This window comes from Allobosea sp. LjRoot9 (assembly GCF_964252745.1).
Taxonomy (GTDB): domain Bacteria; phylum Pseudomonadota; class Alphaproteobacteria; order Rhizobiales; family Beijerinckiaceae; genus Allobosea.
Map to the genome: position 1 here is coordinate 1 of NZ_CAXUPC020000006.1, position 17,869 is coordinate 17,869.

At 63.7% G+C, this 17,869-nt stretch carries 15 protein-coding genes; 4 read left to right on the forward strand and 11 right to left on the reverse strand.

Annotated features, from left to right (window positions below; genetic code table 11):
• Window positions 1-1,051, forward strand: a 1,051-nt coding sequence (locus ACSQ3P_RS21510) for a hypothetical protein (protein ID WP_436167523.1), incomplete at its 5' end; no start/stop codon positions are given.
• Between the two features lie 386 nt (window positions 1,052-1,437).
• On the opposite strand, the gene ACSQ3P_RS21515 is transcribed toward ACSQ3P_RS21510, so the two are convergent.
• Both ACSQ3P_RS21515 and ACSQ3P_RS21520 read right to left on the reverse strand, forming a co-directional pair.
• The gene (locus ACSQ3P_RS21515) at window positions 1,438-2,778 is read right to left on the reverse strand and encodes an HlyD family type I secretion periplasmic adaptor subunit (RefSeq protein WP_436167524.1); all 1,341 of its coding nucleotides are present in this window, start codon (window positions 2,776-2,778) and stop codon (window positions 1,438-1,440) included.
• On the reverse strand, window positions 2,775-4,511 hold the full coding sequence (locus ACSQ3P_RS21520) for a type I secretion system permease/ATPase (RefSeq protein WP_436167525.1): 1,737 nt from the start codon (window positions 4,509-4,511) through the stop codon (window positions 2,775-2,777). Before ACSQ3P_RS21520 ends, ACSQ3P_RS21515 begins: the two co-directional genes overlap by 4 nt.
• A gap of 345 nt (window positions 4,512-4,856) precedes the next feature.
• Here ACSQ3P_RS21520 and ACSQ3P_RS21525 point away from each other — a divergent pair, with 345 nt between their 5' ends.
• The 3 genes from ACSQ3P_RS21525 to ACSQ3P_RS21535 all read left to right on the forward strand — a co-directional run bounded on the left by ACSQ3P_RS21525 (window position 4,857) and on the right by ACSQ3P_RS21535 (window position 8,297).
• A complete protein-coding gene (locus ACSQ3P_RS21525) occupies window positions 4,857-5,120 on the forward strand; it encodes a hypothetical protein (RefSeq protein WP_069690505.1) in 264 nt (87 codons plus the stop codon).
• Window positions 5,121-5,651: 531 nt separating this feature from the next.
• Entirely contained in the window at window positions 5,652-7,151 is a 1,500-nt protein-coding gene (locus ACSQ3P_RS21530; RefSeq protein ID WP_436167526.1) for an ABC transporter substrate-binding protein, read from the forward strand.
• A gap of 240 nt (window positions 7,152-7,391) precedes the next feature.
• Entirely contained in the window at window positions 7,392-8,297 is a 906-nt protein-coding gene (locus ACSQ3P_RS21535) for a S1C family serine protease (RefSeq protein WP_436167784.1), read from the forward strand.
• Window positions 8,298-8,479: 182 nt separating this feature from the next.
• Here ACSQ3P_RS21535 and ACSQ3P_RS21540 read toward each other — a convergent pair whose 3' ends face one another.
• The 9 genes from ACSQ3P_RS21540 to ACSQ3P_RS21580 form a co-directional block, all read right to left on the reverse strand.
• Window positions 8,480-9,496, reverse strand: a complete 1,017-nt coding sequence (locus ACSQ3P_RS21540) for an aldose 1-epimerase (RefSeq protein WP_436167527.1) — start codon at window positions 9,494-9,496, stop codon at window positions 8,480-8,482.
• An 8-nt stretch (window positions 9,497-9,504) separates the two neighbouring features.
• On the reverse strand, window positions 9,505-10,329 hold the full coding sequence (locus tag ACSQ3P_RS21545) for an NAD-dependent epimerase/dehydratase family protein (protein WP_436167528.1): 825 nt from the start codon (window positions 10,327-10,329) through the stop codon (window positions 9,505-9,507).
• A 2-nt stretch (window positions 10,330-10,331) separates the two neighbouring features.
• The gene (locus ACSQ3P_RS21550; protein ID WP_436167529.1) at window positions 10,332-11,192 is read right to left on the reverse strand and encodes an SMP-30/gluconolactonase/LRE family protein; all 861 of its coding nucleotides are present in this window, start codon (window positions 11,190-11,192) and stop codon (window positions 10,332-10,334) included.
• Window positions 11,189-12,394, reverse strand: coding sequence for a mandelate racemase/muconate lactonizing enzyme family protein (locus ACSQ3P_RS21555; protein WP_436167530.1), 1,206 nt, complete (start codon window positions 12,392-12,394; stop codon window positions 11,189-11,191). The genes ACSQ3P_RS21550 and ACSQ3P_RS21555 overlap by 4 nt, the downstream gene beginning before the upstream one ends.
• A 231-nt stretch (window positions 12,395-12,625) precedes the next feature.
• Window positions 12,626-13,822 carry an extracellular solute-binding protein gene (locus ACSQ3P_RS21560; protein ID WP_436167531.1) on the reverse strand — a complete coding sequence of 399 codons (1,197 nt, stop codon included), beginning with the start codon at window positions 13,820-13,822 and terminating at the stop codon, window positions 12,626-12,628.
• A gap of 226 nt (window positions 13,823-14,048) precedes the next feature.
• Window positions 14,049-14,747 carry a GntR family transcriptional regulator gene (locus tag ACSQ3P_RS21565; RefSeq protein ID WP_436167532.1) on the reverse strand — a complete coding sequence of 233 codons (699 nt, stop codon included), beginning with the start codon at window positions 14,745-14,747 and terminating at the stop codon, window positions 14,049-14,051.
• 216 nt (window positions 14,748-14,963) lie between these two features.
• On the reverse strand, window positions 14,964-15,980 hold the full coding sequence (locus ACSQ3P_RS21570) for a zinc-dependent alcohol dehydrogenase family protein (RefSeq protein WP_436167533.1): 1,017 nt from the start codon (window positions 15,978-15,980) through the stop codon (window positions 14,964-14,966).
• A 20-nt stretch (window positions 15,981-16,000) separates the two neighbouring features.
• Window positions 16,001-16,495, reverse strand: a complete 495-nt coding sequence (locus ACSQ3P_RS21575) for a cyclophilin-like fold protein (protein WP_436167534.1) — start codon at window positions 16,493-16,495, stop codon at window positions 16,001-16,003.
• On the reverse strand, window positions 16,492-17,682 hold the full coding sequence (locus tag ACSQ3P_RS21580) for an MFS transporter (protein ID WP_436167535.1): 1,191 nt from the start codon (window positions 17,680-17,682) through the stop codon (window positions 16,492-16,494). The genes ACSQ3P_RS21575 and ACSQ3P_RS21580 overlap by 4 nt, the downstream gene beginning before the upstream one ends.
• Between the last annotated feature and the right edge of the window lie 187 nt (window positions 17,683-17,869).

Here is a 17,869-nt window from a genome sequence, read left to right on the forward strand (position 1 = left end):
CGACGAGGGCAATCTCGTCTCCGACACCGATGCCGCGACCGTGACGGGATACAACGTCGCGCCGGCGATCCATGTCGACAAGACTGTTTCTCCGGCTTTGATCCAGGCCGGATCAGCGTCGGTGGTCTATTCCTATGCCGTGACCAATACGAGCCCGGCCGGCGCCTATGATCCGCTGTCGAACATTGTCCTGAAAGACGACAATGGAACCGCGGCGAATCTGGCTGACGACTTCAATCCGACCTATGTGGGCGGCGACGCCGACGGCGACGGATTGCTGGAAGTCGGCGAGACCTGGCTCTATACGGCGACCAAGTCCGTATCTCTCGCGCCTGGCGCTTCGCTGACCAACATCGTGACGGCCAGCGGCGTGGATGACGAAGGAAATAAAGCTTCGGACACGGACGATGCGACAGTGACCGCATTTGCCGGACCAGGCGTCCGTACGCCAGGGTTCTGGAGCAACCTCGGTCAACAGTTCTGGGATGGGGTATCGAACAACCAGACCAAGGTCGGCAACAGCTTTGCCTCCGGCGAGCTCACTTATGTCGTCGATACCAACAAAAGCGGCGCCATAACCGCCAGTGATGTCCGTGCCCTGATGCTCGGCGACACGAATAAGAACGGCATAGCCGACTCCGGAGAGAACACCCTTCTGATATCGCTGAACGACGCGAAGTCGCTGATAAACGCCTCTGAGAAGCAGCAACAGGACGCCCGCTATATGCTGGCTCGTGATGCAGTTGCCACCTGGCTCAACTTTCTGGCCGGAAATCCGAGCTCGGACGGCAATGCTGCCACCGTCGACCCCGCTCACCTGCTCGATGATGCCATTACCTGGCTGAATAAGACGAGCGGTAACGACGGTGATCTGGAACTAACCGAGCTGACGGCCGCGACCAAGATCGCAACAAGCTCCGCGACCTGGCAAAGCCCGGCCTTCGGCATCGACCATGCTGCAAGCGTCCTGCATACGGAACTCGACGGCTATAACAATAACGGCAAGGTCTTTGGCGTGCAGTTCGCCAATGACGGGGATCTGGTGATCTAGAGCGCTTTCGAGCGAAGCGGACACCGGTTCGCTTGAAGAAAGCGCGTTGAAACAAAGAACTGGAGCCGCGTCCGATCTAGCTGGATCGGAAGCGGCTCCAGCGCGTTTTCGAGCGAAGTGGATACCGGTTCGCGCCAGGAAAACGCGACAAAAGAAAAAGCCAGAGCCTTCAGGCCCTATCCCGGGCTGAGTTCGCTCTGGCCGTTGGAGGCTTGCCCGGCAATTGCGGGCGACGGGAGCTGACGCGGAGCCTTGGCGGAAAGCTGCGTCAGATCGCGGCGGTGGCGAGAGGCCCATATCGCCACCAGAGATCGCCATGAGAGAACGGGCGCCGGCGCCACAGCGCGCGGCGCCTCTCGTGGAAACCCGATAGAGACATGCGATCGTCAGCGCTCCCTGAAGGCGCGGCTCAACTGCGTTGAAAACGGCTTCATCAAGAACGCGATCGGGGTTCTCGCAACGGTTTCGATAAAGGCTTCGGCCTGCATCCCCGCGATGATCTTGATCGGTGCCAAACGGTCGAGTTCCGCTCGTGGAAGGTCGACCCGAACCGTATAGTAAGCGACGCCCTGGCGCTCATCACGCGTGACGTCGGCGCTGATCCGGGAGACGATCCCTTCAAGCTCGGGATTGCTGGCCTGGTTGCCCGCTTGCACTTTGATCCGCACGGACTGGCCAAGGCTGATCTGGTCGATGTCCGGCGGCGCCACTCTGGCTTCGAGCTGCAGGTCTTCTTCTCCGGGCACGATCAGCATCGCCGGTTCACTGGCTTGCAGCACGCCGCCAACCGTATGAACAGCCAGTTGATGCACTATGCCGGTGCTGGGGGCACGCAAGTCGATCCGCTTCAATTGATCCTGCGCAGCAGTCCGGCGTTCGACGAGCTCGCCTTCACGGCCTTGGATCTCGCGAAGGTCTTTCATGACTTCAGCGCGCTGATCCTCGTCTATCTGGATGATCTGAAGTTCGATCTCGGCGATCTTACCTTCTGTTTGAGCAATGCTGGCAATCAGCTGGCCCCTCTGCCCCTCGTTGCTGGCCTGGTCGCGCTGAAGCGCGCTCAGCCGCGAGATCTGAATCAGCTTGCGATTATAGAGCTCCTCGACACCGACCAGCTCCACGGCGATGATTTTAGCTTCGCGTTCTTTTGCGGCTTGCTGGGCCTTGAGCCCCTTGATCTCGTCGGCGAGCTGGGTCACGCGTTTGCGCAATTGAGCGCGCTGGCCATCGCGTGCCGCTCGGCGGACCTCAAAAAGCCGTCTCTCGGCGGCGATCAGTTTCGTCATCTCCGGGGATAGGATGCGCGCGCCAAGGTCGGGGCTACCGGTCAGGACAAGGAGCGCGTCGCGCTCAGCCTCAAGCCTCCATGACTTGACCAGGAACTCATCCAATTGCTTGGAGACGATCTGCTCGTTCGCGCGTGCGACGGTCTCGTCGAGACGCAGGACGATATCACCGGCTTGTACGTGCTGGCCGTCACGCACGAGCAGTTCGCCCACGACCCCTCCCGTGGGATGCTGGACCTTCTTGACGTCACTGGCGACGACGAACTGACCATTGGCCGCGACTGCGCCCTGGAGTGTCGATGTCATCGACCAGATGCCCAGCGCGCCGGCGAAGATGCCGATGCTGCTCACGCCAACCAGTTGAAGTCGGCGTAACGAATGAGCGTAGTTCGCCGCTGCCGTTGCCGAGAGATCGGGAATAAGGGGGGTGAACGCCGTCATGCCGACACCAAACGATCCGAGAGAAGCGGAGACGGCGCCGTGGGCTGCAGGATCGACGGCATCACCTCATCACGGTTGAAGATCGCCGTCATGCGCCCGTCTTTGAGAATCGACACCAGGTTGACGGCGCCAAGCCCTGAGGGCCTGTGAGTAATGATGATGACGACACTGCCCCGGGCGCGCGCTGCGTTGATCGCGCCGTTCAGGGCTTCGTCGCCCTCGCTGTCGAGGTTGGCATTCGGTTCGTCGAGAACGACGAGAAATGGGTCGCCATACAGAGCGCGCGCCAGCGCTATGCGTTGGCGCTGGCCGCCGGACAAAGCGACGCCTGCTTCACCAATGCGGGTATCGTAGCCTTTTGGCAGCCCGAGGATGAGCGTGTGGGCGGCAGCCGCTTTGGCCGCGGTGACGATGGCCTCAGGGGTCGCTCCGGCAGAAAAGCGCGCAATATTCTCGGCGACCGTCCCATCGAAGAGTTCGACATCCTGCGGGAGGTATCCGACATGTTGCCCGAGCTGGTCACCCCATTGATCGAGCGCTGCGCCGTCGATGCGGACGCTGCCTTTCAGTGGTGGCCATACCCCCACAATGGCGCGCGCCAAGGTCGATTTACCTGATCCGGTCGTTCCCAGGATGCCCAGCCCGTCGCCAGCTTTCAACAGCAAGGACACCGCATTCAGGACCGGCTTGGATTGCCCCGGGGGAGCCACGTAGAGGTCCGACACCTGCAGATCCAGCGAGGGAACAGGCAGTGACAGGCGCGCCTGGGCGGGTGCGACAAAAGAAAGGCTGCCTTCGAGCCGCCGCAAGCCTTGCCGCGCCGAAACGAAGCCTCTCCAATTGGCGACAGCGTTCTCGATCGGTGAAAGAGCGCGCGACGTTAAAATGGATGCCGCAATAATACTGCCGGCCGAAATCTCCCCCCGGATTGCCAGATATGCACCCAGGCCAAGCGATGCCGATTGAAGGATCTGCCGAAAGATCTTGGCGAATGCGCCGATGCCGTTGGTGACGTCGCTGGCACGCAATGTCTCCGCCACATGTCGATTGCTGATCGCCGTATATCGCCCCAAAAAGGCGCGACGCATGCCCAGCGCAGCAATGATCTCAGCGTTCCGGCGCGTCGACTCGACCAGGTTCTGCCGATGCGCGCCCACTTCGGCAAGCGCGCGGGTCGGCTGACGACTGCGCAGCTCGACCAGAAGCGTCAACGCCACGATCACAAGGCCGCCAAACACCGTCAAATACCCAAGCCAAGGGTGCAAAAGAAATGTCACCACGAGGAAAATCGGTAGGAATGGCATATCAAAGAGGGCGATTGGTCCCATGCCGGATAGAAAGGCTCGAATCTGATCGAGATCCCTCACCGGTGTCATGACCTCGCTGCCATTCACGCCACGAAGCGGAAGTTCGGCAACGACTTGATAGACGCGCGGCGCGAGCAATTCGTTGAAGCGAGCCCCAATGCGAGCCAGCATCCGCGAGCGCACTCCATCGAGGATGCCCTGTAGAGAAAATGCAAAAATCGCTATTAGCGAAATAGATATGAGAGTTGCGGTTGATCTGCTGGTCAATACGCGATCATAGACCTGGAGCATATACATGGAGCCGGTCAGATAAAGAATATTAATGCAGCCGGAAAATAGAGCGACGCCTCCAAAACTGGCCATGCAAATCCGCAAAGCGTTCTTGATTTCCGGGCTGGATTTCTCTGATTGAGAGATTGTAGCCATAGATCCGCCCCTAAGCCCGCGGTTCGGCGCGTTTACGCGCCTCACCAGATCGGCGGCGGCTCTTGATTTGGCACCTGCCGACAATTTTCTTATTAACGTTTCGTAAACCTACTCCCTAATCGCTCTCCTGTCATGAACGATGGGTAGGAAGTGCGAAAATTGCTTAACGGCCAGCAATTTGGAGGGTGTCTTCGCGTGTCGGCGTCCACGCCGCCTTGCACGGATGAGAACGGGCCTTGCTGTTCGCCACCGTGCAGGGCCGGACCCGGGAGAGGCGACGGCAAGGCATATTTCGTTGGTGCTCTGAGCCCGTTGTGTCATAGGCAGTCCTGAAACGGAGACACAATGGCCGAGATAACGATCACGCTGCCCGACATCGCGACATGGACAAAAGCCGTCCTCGTCGAGGCAGGAATTCCAGCCGGTGCAAAATTTACGTCGGTTCGCTTCCTGAAAGGCGGCACGAAGATTGGCCAGTCGACAGGCATGTCGGACACCTTGATTGCTCGCCTGATGTGCATCAAGCGCGGCGGCGGCGTCACGGACGCCAAGATGAACAAGGTTCTGAGCGGCTATGTCTCGTGCACCTTGGTGGCGATGATCGACTGATTGTCGCTTTGCTGTCCGCTTCGTTGCATGAGGGCGAGCCATCTGCCCCGTGCAACCATCCGCCCCTTGATTGACAGTGGCCCAGGCCATCGCATTGGCGTAAAGCGATTTTGGCCGTAAGGCAGTCATGTCGCTCGCTGCTGGCCTGCTCTGGCCAGACTTGCGACATCCTAGGTTGAGCTACCCATAGCTCCCGATGGAAGACGGCTCCGCAGTGATGCGGGGCCGTTTTCATTCCGGCCCGCAGCATGCAACGAGGTGCGCGCTCCTGCGAGCTGAAGCGCGAGATTGCAGCGTTAGGTCAGCGGAAGACGGTCGATGGCGACCGCATTGATCGTGATCGAGGCCGCAACCACCGCATCATGACGGGATCCGGGCGGAGGTGAACCATCTCGGAGAGATGGCGTGGCCGGGACATCATCCCATGATGGCATCTCACTATGGAATTGTGATCGCTCGGGTCCGGCACCACAATAGCGGCAGGCTCGACTGCACGCCCTGGCAGGCTCCGGCTTCGAAAAGGACCGATCGATGACGAAGGTTTGCAAATGGCTCGTCGCAGCCGCCCTGGCACTCGCCGCGGCAGCAACACCCGCGCTTGCGGGGGCAGACCGTTTCGTGGTGGACCTCGCAGCCGAGCCTTCGACGCTCGATCCGCAGGTTCAGTGGAATCCCGACAGCTACTACGTCTACCGCAATATCTTCGACAATCTCGTGACGCGCGACGATGCGGGGCAGATCGTCCCGGAGATCGCGACCGCCTGGCGCAATCTGTCCGACACGGAAATTCTGTTCACGCTGCGTGGCGACGTGACCTTCCACGACGGTTCCAAACTCACCGCCGAGGATGTCGCCTTCAGCATCAAGCGCATCACCGACAAGGCCTTTGCGAGTCCGCAGCGCGGGCAATTCGACAAGATCATCGAGGCGGTTCCGCTCTCAGCGACTGAGGTCAAGCTCGTCACCGACGGCCCCTATCCCGCTCTGCTTGCCCAGCTCGTGAAGCTCTCGATCGTGCCCAAGAAGGTCATAGAAGAGGTCGGCAAGGACGCCTTCAATCTGAAGCCGGTCGGCAGCGGTCCCTATCGTTTTGAGAGCTGGCAACGCGGCGTCGCCGTCACGGTGAAGCGCAATGACGGCTATTGGGGCAAAAAGGGTCCGTTTCCGACCGTGCTCTTCCGGGCGGTGCCGGATGGTGCGACCCGCGTCGCCAACCTCCAGGCCGGCAGCTCCGACCTTGCCGTGGGGCTCGACAGCGACCAGCTCGCACAATTTTCTGCCTCGCAACGGGTCAAGCCGTTGACGGCGTTGACCGAGCGCCTCGCCTATCTGCGCCTCAACCCGAACCGGCCGCCCTTCGACAATCCCAGGCTACGCGAAGCCGTGGCGCGCGCTGTCGACAAGCAGGGCATCATCGACGGCATTCTCAGCGGGCAGGAGAAGCCGATCGCTCAGATGCTGACGCCGGCGCATTTCGGCTGGGCCGAGGGCATCAGCGGCCCCGCTTACGATCCGGCGCGCGCCAAGGCGCTTGTCGCCGAGGCCGGGGCTGCCGCCAAGGTCTCGATTCCGCTCACCACCGCGCCGTTCTTCGATCAGCGCGTCGTCCAGGCGATCCAGCAGCAATTGCGGGATGTCGGGCTCGACGTGACGATCGAGATGGTGGACACGCCGAGCTTCCTGCAGCGCACCCAGCGCGGCCCCGTCGACTCGCCCGTGCTGGCCATCAGCCGTTCCTCCTGTGCCTGCCAGGATGCCGACGGCGCGCTCTACCAGCTGTTCCATTCCGGCAATGGCTGGACGATCGTCGAGAACAGGCAAGTCGACGGGTTGCTCGACAGCGCCCGTGCGACGCTCGATCCGGTGGCACGGCTCGCCGATTACCGGAAGATTCACGAAACGGTTGCCGCAACGCTGCCGGTCGTGCCGCTCTACCAGACCGTCGCGGGTTATGGCGCCGCCAAGCCGCTGCAGTTCACCCCGACGCCAAACGAAAGCCTGTTCCTCAACCGCATGCGCTGGGTGGACTGAGCGGGGGGCAATCTCGGCGAGGGACTTCCCCTCCTGCGAAGCGATGGCGTCGGCGCAAGCCGGCGCACCGGGCCGTTCAGGGGAGCAGGAGCCGAATTGCCCTCCAAGGCCTTGTTTCCTCCAAGCCCTTGCGATGACCATGCCGCTTCATACCTTTCAACAGGCGTATCCAGCTTCCGCTGCGCCCGGCTTGCGCATGGCCAGCTTGCGGATGGCGTCGTGTCCTTTCAGGATGGAATGATGAGTTTCGGCCCGTCTTTGCAATCGATCGTGGGAGTTCGCTCCTTGATCCCGGACGACGCCTTCACGGCTGCCACCCTGGGCACCCGGAGGGAGGGCAGTGGCGTGGTCATTCGGGACAACGGGCTGGTGCTCACCATAGGCTACCTGATCACCGAGGCCGAGGACGTCTGGCTGACGACCCAGACCGGTCGCGTGGTTCCCGCCCATGCGCTTGCCTATGATCAGGAAACCGGCTTCGGCCTGGTGCAGGCGCTTGATCGGCTCGACCTGCCCGCCATGGAGTTCGGCGCCGCAACCCAGGCCGAAATCGGCGACCCCGTCGTCCTTGCCGACGGAATCGGGCAAGTGGTGCGGGCGAACATCGTGGCCAAGCAGGAATTCGCCGGCTACTGGGAGTATCTGCTGGATGAGGCGATCTTTACCGCCCCTGCGCACCCGTCATGGGGAGGCGCTGCGCTGATCGGAGCGGACGGCAAGCTTCTGGGCATCGGCTCGCTGCACCTGCAAATGGGCCGGGGCGAGGAGATCTCGGAGGTCAACATGATCGTGCCGATCGATCTGCTTCCGCCGATCCTGAACGATCTGCTTGCCCGGGGCGGCGTCGACAAGCCGCCGCGCCCCTGGCTCGGTGCGTTCTCGGCCGAGAGCAATGGCGAGGTCGTGGTGATGAGCGTGGCTGAGGGAGGCCCCGCGGCCCAGGCCGGCATGCGTGCTGGCGACATCATCTCGGACGTTCGCGATGGCGAGATCGATGGCCTGGCCGATTTCTACCGGAAGCTATGGGCGAGCGGGCCGGCAGGATCGGAGGTTCCCATCAGGATCGTCCGCAATGGCCGTGAAACCTGGCTTCGCGTGAAGTCGGCCGACCGTGGCAGCTTTCTGAGAAAGCCGCATCTTCAGTAGCGTGCAGGAGGGCCTTTCCGGGGCACTTTCTGTGACGAAAGGCGCGGGGAACCCTTCTCCTGTAAGGAGAAGGGCAGGGATGAGGTGTCGGCCCCTCGACCAGTAAAGCGCAAAGCCAACCGCGCGCGGCGGTGAGGCCGCACCCCAGCGGATAACGGCCGACACCTCACCCTACCCTCTCCTTACAGGCGAGGGTTTCCTGTCGAGGTTCCCCGCGCCCCGCCGAAAACGGTGATCCTTCGGATCGCCCCGGAATGACGGCGAAGCCTCAGCCATAAGTCGGGGTCGAAGCCGTTGGTGTTCAGACTGCGTATCTCGGACGCGGAGATTCGCATTGTCCCGGCGAGGACCTCGCCATGTCCAAGCTGGGCGAGTTTGCCATGCTGCGCGAGATCGCTGCGATTATGGGCGTCCGGGATATGGCTGACCGGCTCGATGCAGACGAAATCGCGATCCGGCCCGACATAGAGATGCAAGTTTGAAAAGGCCTCCTCGCCACGGACCTTGATCGAAAGACCCGCGCCCGGTCGCTCCAGCTCGACCAGCCGCGGCTCCCAACCGGAATAGTGAGCATCGAAGCCAGCGACATCCGAAAGCGCGATGCCCCCGCCGAGATCAGGCGCGGCTTGCGCCGGCACGAACCGCAAGGGCAGGTATCGGTCGTCCGATTCCGAGCGTTGAACGGCGGAGAAGCGGAGCCTCGCACCAGCTTCCAGCAGGCAATAGGGATGCAAGCCGAGCCCAAAAGGCATCGCCGCGCCGCGATTGGTCACGGCAAGTCGCAGCGCCAGGCCCCGGGCGTCGATGATGATGTCCTGCACCAGATCATAGGCGAAAACATCGCCGCGATGGCGATGCAACAGGCTGATCGCACCTTCCCCCTGGGACAGGATCTCAAAGGCTGCGAAGCGCGAGAACCCATGGATCGCACATCTGTCCTGCGGCCGATTGATCGGCAGCGTGTAGTCGCGGCCGGCATGGCTGAAGCTGCCGCCATCGATGCGATTGGCGAAGGGCGCCATCGGAAAGCAGCCGACGGGGGAGGGGTCGCCCGGGATCAGCGCTGTGTCGTCGCAGCCGCGCAGAATATCGATCAGCCGGCCGTCGGGATGCCGCCAGCTCAGAGCGGTGAGGTTGGCGCCGTAATCCGGATTGACGGCGAGTTCATAGCCATGGGCCGAAAGCGTGATCCGCGACATGTCGCCCCTCAGCCGCGCTGGCTATAGCCGATGCCGCAATGAGAGCCGCCCTGGAAGCGGCGGGTGACCTCGTCGCCTTCCTCCGGCGCGACCCGGTCGGCGAAGTCCTCGGCGTTGTCCTGCGGCACGAAACCGATCCGGTGAGCGTCGTCTCCTGTCCACCAGCGGCGCGTATTGGCCGAGACGCCCCACACGACGCCATAGCCGACATCCGGCGCCGCCAGCGCGGCCAGCACGAGGCGGACGAGGTCGGGATAGGACAGCCAGGTTGCGAGGTTTCGCGTTTCCAGCGGCTTGGGCAGGCAGGAGCCGATGCGCAGCTGGACGCTCTCGATGCCATGCTTGTCATGGTAGAGCCGGCCCAGCGCCTCGGCATAGACCTTGGAGACCCCGTAATGCCCATCCGGCCGGCAGGGGTCGGCGATCGTCAGCGGTTGCTGCGTGCGCGGATAGAAGCCGATGGCATGGTTTGAACTGGCGAAGATCACGCGCGCCCGGCGCTCGCGCGCCAGCTCAAAAACATTCAGCGTGCCCCAGATGTTGACCCTCAGGATCGCCTCGGGGTCCTTTTCGGTGTTGATGCCGCCGAAATGCACGATGTCGGTCATGTCGTCGGGGCAAGCGGCCGCAAGAGCTGCCTTGTCGGTGATGTCGGCGGCCGCGAAGGTTGCTCCACCAGGCATCGGGTCGGGAAAGGGCAGGAGGTCGTTGAGGCGCAGCCGGTGACCCGCGGCGGCGAGGCCCGGCGCGAGCACGCGTCCCAAGGTGCCTGACGCGCCCGTCAGCAGCACATGGCTGGCCTCCGCCGGGCGAAGCTGTGATGCCGAGGCCATCGTCAAAGCCCTTTCATGCGCGCAATCGGCACGCCGGCGACGGGAGCCTCCGCGATGAACAGGTCGCCATCGCCCGGGCCGGGCAGGGGGCCGATGCTGAGCGATGTCACCGCCAGCTGTCGCAATCCCGGTCCACAGAAGCCCGGCATGGTCGGCGCCTTGCAGGGCACTGGATGGCGCGAGACCAGCGTCCCATCCGGGGCGAAGCGATTGAGCGTGCCGGCGGAGACCCCGGCGCTCCAGTAATGCGCCTCCACATCGCAGGCGCCGCCATCGGGCCTCCCGGTTGCGTCGTCCAGCGTCGCGAAGCGGCGTTTTCCGGATAATTCGCCGGTCTGCGGGTCGAAATCATAGGCGTCGATGGTCGGGCCGCGTGAATCGCTGTGATAGAGGACGCGGCCGTCCGGCGACCAGGCGAGACCGTTCGAGACCTTGATCCCTCCGAAAAGCGCCTTGACCGCGCCATCGGCCGAGACCTGGTAGAAGACACCGAGCGGCTCCTTCTCGGGGCGGTCATCCATGCTGCCGAGATAGAAGCGGCCGTCAGGCCCGACCTTGCCGTCGTTGAGGCGGTTGGTCTCGGGCTCGGGTGTCGCGGCAAAGGGGCTGAGCGTGCCGCTATCGGGGTCGAACAGCGCGATCTCGCGCCCGAGAGCCAGGATCAGCCGGCCGCTCTCGGTGAGGCCGAAGGACCCGACCGGCTGCTCGAAGTTCCAGCTCGCCTTGCGTGTGCCGTCCAGCGCGATGCCATGGATCGCTGGTGCCAGCACGTCGCAGATGAAGAGGATTTCGCGCCGGTCGTCCCAAAGCGGACATTCGCCGACGCGACAACCGAAGGCAGAGAGCGTGCGGAAGGCGATCACAGATCGGCCCGCCTCGTCTTCTGGACGATCGCATCGGGATGTTCGAGCACGTAGGGGCTGAGTTCGAGGCCAAGCCCCGCGCCTGCGAAGGGATAGACATGCCCGTCCTCGATGCGCGGCATCACCGTGACGAGGTCACGATACCAGGAGCTGTAATAGGCCCTGACGGATTCCTGGAAGATGGCATTGGGGAGGTTCATCGCGAGATGGATCGAGGCGGCGAAGACGACCGGGCCGGTGCAGTCATGGGGCGCGACCGGGCGCTGGAACGCTTCGGCCATCGTGCCGATCTTCTTGGCTTCGCTCAGGCCGCCGCACCATGACACATCGAGCATGACGTAGTCGGCGGCTCCCTTGCGCAGCAATTCTAGAAACTGCGACCGGGTTGCGACGGTTTCGCTGGCGCAAACCGGCAGGCCGGAACGCTGCGCGTAGATGGCGAGCGCGTCCGGGTCCTGCATCTTGATGGGATCCTCCGCCCAGAACGGCCGGAATTCCTGCAAGCCGCGAGCGATCGCCAGTGCTGATGGCAGGTCCCACATCGAATGCAGCTCGACCATTACCTCCATCTTGTCGCCGACGGCGTCGCGGATCTGGCGGAAGGGCAGGAGGGCCTTGTCGAGATCGGCCCGGTGGATGAAGTTGCCGCCGCTTTCGACCGCGTAAGGGTCGAAAGGCCAGATCTTCATTGCCGTGATGCCTTCCTCCAGCAAGCTCTGCGCCAGCGCGCCGGCATCGCGATGGAAGGCGATCTGGTCTTCATAGGGGCCTTCTGCCGCATGGTCGCCGGCACCGATGTAACGGCGCGCACCGCTCTTGTTGTAGGTGTATCCGGCGCAGGTGTTGTAGGTGCGGATGCGCTGCCGCGAGAGACCGCCGAGCAATTGGTGGATCGGCTGGTTCGTCGCCTTGCCGAAAAGATCCCAGAGCGCGATGTCGACGGCGGATGCCGCACGCATCTCGACGCCCGAGGACCGGAAGCCGACATAGGTCTCGATCAGCAGCTTCGAGATCGCGTCAATTTCCAGCGGGTCGCGGCCGATGAGCAGCGGCGCGACGTCCGAGTGCAGATAGCGCGCGACCGCATCCGCGCCACGGAAGGTCTCGCCGAGGCCGATCAACCCCTCATCGGTATGGATCTGCAGCCACAGGATGTTCTTGAGGTAGGGGAGCTGAATGGTTTCGAGCGCTGTGATTTTCATGGGCCGGTATCCGTGAGAATGCGGGCGAGGTCGGCGCGGATGCAGACCTTGCGACGGTGTCAGGGCGCGTGCCTCTCAAGGCGCCGTTCAGGACGACCGGCAGCCGTGACGGGCATGATCGCACGCGCGGGATGCGATGGCGGAGAGGCGCCCGCCGCAACGGCGGACGCTCCATGGCGAGGCAAGATACGATCGTCACGCAAGACTCGGCAGTCATGCGCGACGCGGTCGTTATTTGGAGCCGATTTCTTCATCCCAGCGCCGGAAAGCTTGGACGAGCTGTACGGGCTCGAGTGGCAGTTCCTTCGGATTGTCGGCGATCAGCTTCTCGTATTCCGGCCGGCCATATTCGGCGAGCGTGTCCTGGCTTGCCTTGGGCGCCATCGAGAGCGGCACGTCCTTCACCGCCGGGCCGGGATAGAAATAGCCTTCGTCATAGGCATAGGCCTGCTGATCTTTCTTCAGCATGTGCGAGATCAGGTCGACCAGGATGGGAATGCGCTCCGCCGGGAGGCCCTTCGGGATGCTGAGATAATGGGCGTCGACCACCCAACGGAACCCCTTCAGGGTCTGGATCTTGGCGTCCTTCGGCACGATGCCGAGCGCACGCGGGTTGATGTCCCATCCTGTCGTGGTGACCATCATGTCGCGCGTGCCGTCGCCGAACTCCTTCATCACGGCCCCGGTCCCGGTCGGGTAATACTCGATCTGCTTGTGCAGCTCCTTCAGATAGGTCCAGGTCTTGTCCCAGCCTTTGACCGGATCCTTCGGGTCGGTGTCTCCAAGCAGATAGGGCAGCCCCATCAGGAAGGTCCGCCCGGGCCCGGAGTTGGCGGGGCGCGCATAGATGAACTTCTTGGGGTTCTGCTTGGCCCAGTCGAGCAGTTCCTCGGCTGTGGTCGGCGGCGTCTTGACGCGCGCCGGCGCGTATTCCAGCAGCGGACCGGAGGGATAGTAGCTGATGACGACGCCGCGGCCCTTGGCCAGGGCCTGCATGCGCCAGGCGGGGTCGAGATAGATCGATTGGAGATCGGGCAGGTTCTTCGCCTGTTCGCCGATGAGATCGTAGTAGATGTCGTCGGCGAGGCCGGCGGAGAGCGCATCGGGGCCGATGATCACAAGATCGATGTCGACGCGGTTTGCGCCCTGCTGAGCCTTGATCTTGCTCGGAAGCTCGGGCGCGGGAGCCTTGGTGAAGGCGATGCGCGAGACGAGTTCCGGATTGGCCTTGCGGTAATTGTCGAAGGCCGGCTGCGTGAGAGCAAGGTTGCCGGCAGCGTCGATCACGTTCAGCAGCAGCGGGGATTTGGGCTTCACCACCTGAGCTGCAGCGGGATGCACAGCGAGGCCGCCCAGCCCGGCCACGCCAAGCCCTGATACGCCAAGTGCGCCGCCGATCAGATGCCGTCTGGAAATGTCATGCGTCATGTTTCCACCCTTTCTGGAACATCGGAAGATTGGTCCGCGGGCGTTGGCTCGTCCGTCGGGGGCCCATGATGGGCTTCTCGTTTTCGTTGCTAGGCCGTCTGCCTTTCCCTCAATGGCGAATGGCATTCACGTCCGTGCCCGCTGCATGCGTTCTGACGGTTGACGCCATCGCCCGGTGCCGATGAGGCCGAGGTTTCGGCAAGCGTCCTTCCGGCCCGGCCCAGGCTCATTGTCTGTCCCCCAGCCGGGCACGACCGAAAACCGTCTCGATATGGCGCTGTCCGGATCGGACGATGTGATCGCGCATGATCCGTTCGGCGGAATCCGGGTCTCCCAGCGCTATCGCCTCGAGAATGGCCCGGTGCTCGGCGAAGGCGCGGCCGCGCTCATCGGCGTCCTGGAGCAGGCCGACGCGCGTCGTATGATCGTAGATCTGCTGCCGGCTCTGGAGACGGCGCAGATACTCGCAGCCCGAGGCCTCATGGATCTGGCCATGGAAGAGCTCGTTGAGCTCGATCAGCCTTTCGACATCGCCTTTTCGCGTCGCGGTCTCCATATCGGCGACCTGAGCCCGCAAGACGTCGATATCCGCAACTGAGGCGCGTTTGGCCGCCATGCGCGCGATCATGCTTTCAAGTGCGGCGCGGGCGAGCGACATCTCTTCGGCCTGCTGTGGGCCATAGGTCACGAAAACGCCGCGCCGCGGTTCTGTCCGCACCAGGCCCTCAGTCTCGAGCTGTCGCAAGGCCTCCTTCAGCGGCGTGGTGCTGACACCGAGATCGCGCGCAAGATCGCGCTCGTTCAAGCGCTCCTCGTCGACGAGCCGGCCGGCAATGATCGCCTTGCGCAGATTCTCGTGAACATGGTCGCGCAGATTGATGAGGAAGATCGGCTGGACCGGAGTGACGCGCTCGCCGTGATCCATGCTGGCCTCCGCGATCGCCCCGTCGAGTGGTTTCTAATATGAGATATCTGATATTTCAACAGCGGGCAAAAAGTAGCGTCCCGCTCGCGACAGCTGGCAAACGGCATTAGGCCGCCCCAATCGCTTGGGCTGATGGCCTGAGAGCACCAAACGACAGGGGGGCCGGACGCGGGTCGCATCCGCCCGGTCCCATCGGCGGCGTCGGCCGGCAAGCCCTCACACGCGCAGCAAGGTCTTGATGGCCCGGCGTTCGTCCATGGCGCGATAGCCCTCGGCCACGTCGGCGATTGGGAGTTCGAGATCGAAGACCTTGCCAGGGTTGATCCTGCGCTCCAGCACCATATCGATCAGGTCTGGAAGGAAGCGGCGCACCGGAGCGGGGCCGCCGAGCATCCCGGTCTGCGAGAAGAACAGCGCCTGACCATCGAGCTCGACCCCGTGGGGAACGCCCACATAGCCGATCATGCCACCGGGGCGCGTGCAGCGCAGCGCCTGCTGCATCGACTGTTGCGAGCCGACGCATTCGAGAACGGAGTCGGCGCCCACGCCCTTCGTCAGCTCCTTGATGCGGGCTATTCCGGCCTCGTCGCGCTCCGAGACGATATCAGTCGCGCCATATTCGAGCGCGAGATCCTGGCGGCTCTTGTGGCGGCTCATCGCGATGATGCGCTCGGCTCCCATCTGCTTGGCCGCAAGGACGCCCATCAGCCCCACCGCGCCGTCGCCGACCACGACGACGGTCGAGCCGGGCTGAACCCGGGCCGCATTCGCGGCGTACCAGCCCGTGCCCAACACGTCCGACGTCGCCAGCAGGCTGGGGATGAGATCGTCGGGCGGCATCTCTTCGGTTGCGACCAAGGTGCCATCGGCCAGCGGCACGCGTGCATAAGGCGCCTGCGCTCCCGGCATGAACTCGCGCTGCTCGCAGGAGGATTGGAAGCCGAAGCGGCAATGCGGGCAGGTGTTGTCGGAGAGACAGAAGGAACCGACGACGAACTGGCCGGGGCGGACGGTCCTGACCGCACTGCCGACTTCCACCACGACGCCGCAATATTCGTGGCCCATATGGGCCGGCCCCTCCATCGGCTGAAGCCCACGATAGGGCCAGAGATCCGAACCGCAGATGCAGGTGGCGGAGAGCTTGATGACGGCGTCGGTCGGCTTGAGGATCTTCGGTTCGGCGACGTCTTCGAAGCGAACGTCGCCGGGGCCGTACAGGACAGTAGCCAGCATGGATCAGTTCCTTTTCTTGGTCAGGAGATGCGCGAGGCACGCAGCGGGAAGACGCCGCGTCTGAGCAAAGGTTGCGTGCCGGCGTCGAGGCGGCCGAGCCGGATCAGCCCGCTGGAGTAACGATAGCCGGCATGGAAGAAGGCGAGGTTGCTCCAGGGGACGTAGTAGCAAAGGTCGCCGGGCGCCTCGTTGCCGAACCGGCCGCTGCCATCGGTGGTGAGTTTGCGCGGGAGATAGGCGATCTTCTCGTTGGTGGAATAGTCGTCGATCTTGAGATCGAGCGGCAGCATCGACGCGAAGTCGCGGGCCGATGGGTTGTCGTGGAGCGTGGCCGAGAACTCCTGCCCGTCAAACGCAAACCTGACCTTCATCGGCAGCGTCTCCTGCATGAGCGGCGTCTCCTGGCCTGTGGCGGAACGGCGTGCGGATTGCGACCATGCGAGTGACGGCACGATCAGGCCTGCGCCGGTGGCGATGACGGCGCGCCGGGTCGGAAGCGGGAATTTCGTGATCATTTCGCATGCCCCCGCTCGATCGAGGCCGCCCAGGCGGCGAGCGCAGATCCGAGCAGCAGCACTGCGGCCAGCACGAAGGTGGCCCACCAGCCCGCCAGGTCGAAGAGCAGCCCGCCGCCGGCCGCGCCGATGGTGATGGCGAACTGGATGACGGCAACCTGCAACCCGCCGCCGGCCTCCGCGTCGTCGGCCAGCACGCGGCTGAGCCAGGTGCCCCATCCCACCGGCGCAGCCGTACCGAAGAAGCCCCAGGCCACGAGCAAGACCGCGACCGGAAGCTTGAACGACGCGACGGCGATGAGGGTCGCCGCGAGAGCGGCCATCACCAGCGGGATCGCAATGACCACCGGATAGAGGGGCCGATGCAGCAGATGCCCGACGCACCATGTTCCGGCGACGCCGGCCAGGCCCATCAGCAGCAGCGCCAGGGACAAGGCGGGGACAGAATAACCCGCGACCTGCTCGAGGAAGGGGCGCAGATAGGTGAACAGTGCGAACTGCCCCATGAACAACAGGAACATCGACGCCATGCCCAGCGCCACCTGAGGGCGCCGCAAGAGAAGCAGCACGCTGCCGCTCGCCTTGCGACCCCGCGCGGGAAGCGCAGGCATGCTCGACCACTGCCAGACCAGAGCGGCGAGGGCGAGCGGGACCACGCAGAAGAAGGCGCCGCGCCAGCCGATGAGATCACCGAGAAAGCTTCCCAAGGGTGCGGCGATCGTCGCCGCGACGGCGTTTCCGGCGTTCAGCATGGCGAGCCCGCGCGGCACGGCGTCCTCGGGCAGCAGGCGCATGACGATCGCGGTGGACATCGACCAGAAACCGCCGATCGCCACGCCGAGCAGCGCGCGGCCGATCATCAGAACGGCATAGCTCGGGGCAAAGGTCACGATCGCGCCGGACAGGATCAGCAGACCCGCGAACGCCGCCAGGACGACCCTCCTGTCGATGCCGCGGGTGAGCTGCGCGACGAAGAGGCTGGTGACGACGGCGAACAGGCCGGAGATCGAGATTGCCTGCCCGGCTTGCCCTTCCGACAGACCGAGATCACCGGCGATCGGCGTGAGCAGACTCACCGGCATGAATTCGGAGGCGATCAGGACCGCGACGCAGAGCGACATCGCCGCGACCGCTCCCCAGGCCGCAGCCGGCCTGGCCTGTGTCGTATGTTCGAAGGTGGCGTGCATGATGTGGCTGCCTTACTGCGCGGCGCCTCGGAGGCGCCGGCCTTGTTCGGGAGACATAGGCCCGAACGGTCAGGTGGATTAGATGCTATAATCGAAATGCATTTATCGACCTCAGCCATCAATCCGGGCCGTATCGAAGAAGCAGACCGTCGAACGGGTAGCGGCCCGGCATGGCGAAGCGCCGGCC

Coding starts and splice junctions, on each gene's coding strand:
- ACSQ3P_RS21530 (WP_436167526.1), top strand. CDS start 5,652: ATGACGAAGGTTTGCAAATGGCTCGTCGCAGCCGCCCTGGCACTCGCC.
- ACSQ3P_RS21535 (WP_436167784.1), top strand. CDS start 7,392: ATGAGTTTCGGCCCGTCTTTGCAATCGATCGTGGGAGTTCGCTCCTTG.
- ACSQ3P_RS21555 (WP_436167530.1), bottom strand. CDS start 12,394: ATGAAAATCACAGCGCTCGAAACCATTCAGCTCCCCTACCTCAAGAAC.
- ACSQ3P_RS21525 (WP_069690505.1), top strand. CDS start 4,857: ATGGCCGAGATAACGATCACGCTGCCCGACATCGCGACATGGACAAAA.
- ACSQ3P_RS21565 (WP_436167532.1), bottom strand. CDS start 14,747: ATGGATCACGGCGAGCGCGTCACTCCGGTCCAGCCGATCTTCCTCATC.
- ACSQ3P_RS21515 (WP_436167524.1), bottom strand. CDS start 2,778: ATGACGGCGTTCACCCCCCTTATTCCCGATCTCTCGGCAACGGCAGCG.
- ACSQ3P_RS21545 (WP_436167528.1), bottom strand. CDS start 10,329: ATGGCCTCGGCATCACAGCTTCGCCCGGCGGAGGCCAGCCATGTGCTG.
- ACSQ3P_RS21580 (WP_436167535.1), bottom strand. CDS start 17,682: ATGCACGCCACCTTCGAACATACGACACAGGCCAGGCCGGCTGCGGCC.
- ACSQ3P_RS21560 (WP_436167531.1), bottom strand. CDS start 13,822: ATGACGCATGACATTTCCAGACGGCATCTGATCGGCGGCGCACTTGGC.
- ACSQ3P_RS21575 (WP_436167534.1), bottom strand. CDS start 16,495: ATGATCACGAAATTCCCGCTTCCGACCCGGCGCGCCGTCATCGCCACC.
- ACSQ3P_RS21540 (WP_436167527.1), bottom strand. CDS start 9,496: ATGTCGCGGATCACGCTTTCGGCCCATGGCTATGAACTCGCCGTCAAT.
- ACSQ3P_RS21520 (WP_436167525.1), bottom strand. CDS start 4,511: ATGGCTACAATCTCTCAATCAGAGAAATCCAGCCCGGAAATCAAGAAC.
- ACSQ3P_RS21570 (WP_436167533.1), bottom strand. CDS start 15,980: ATGCTGGCTACTGTCCTGTACGGCCCCGGCGACGTTCGCTTCGAAGAC.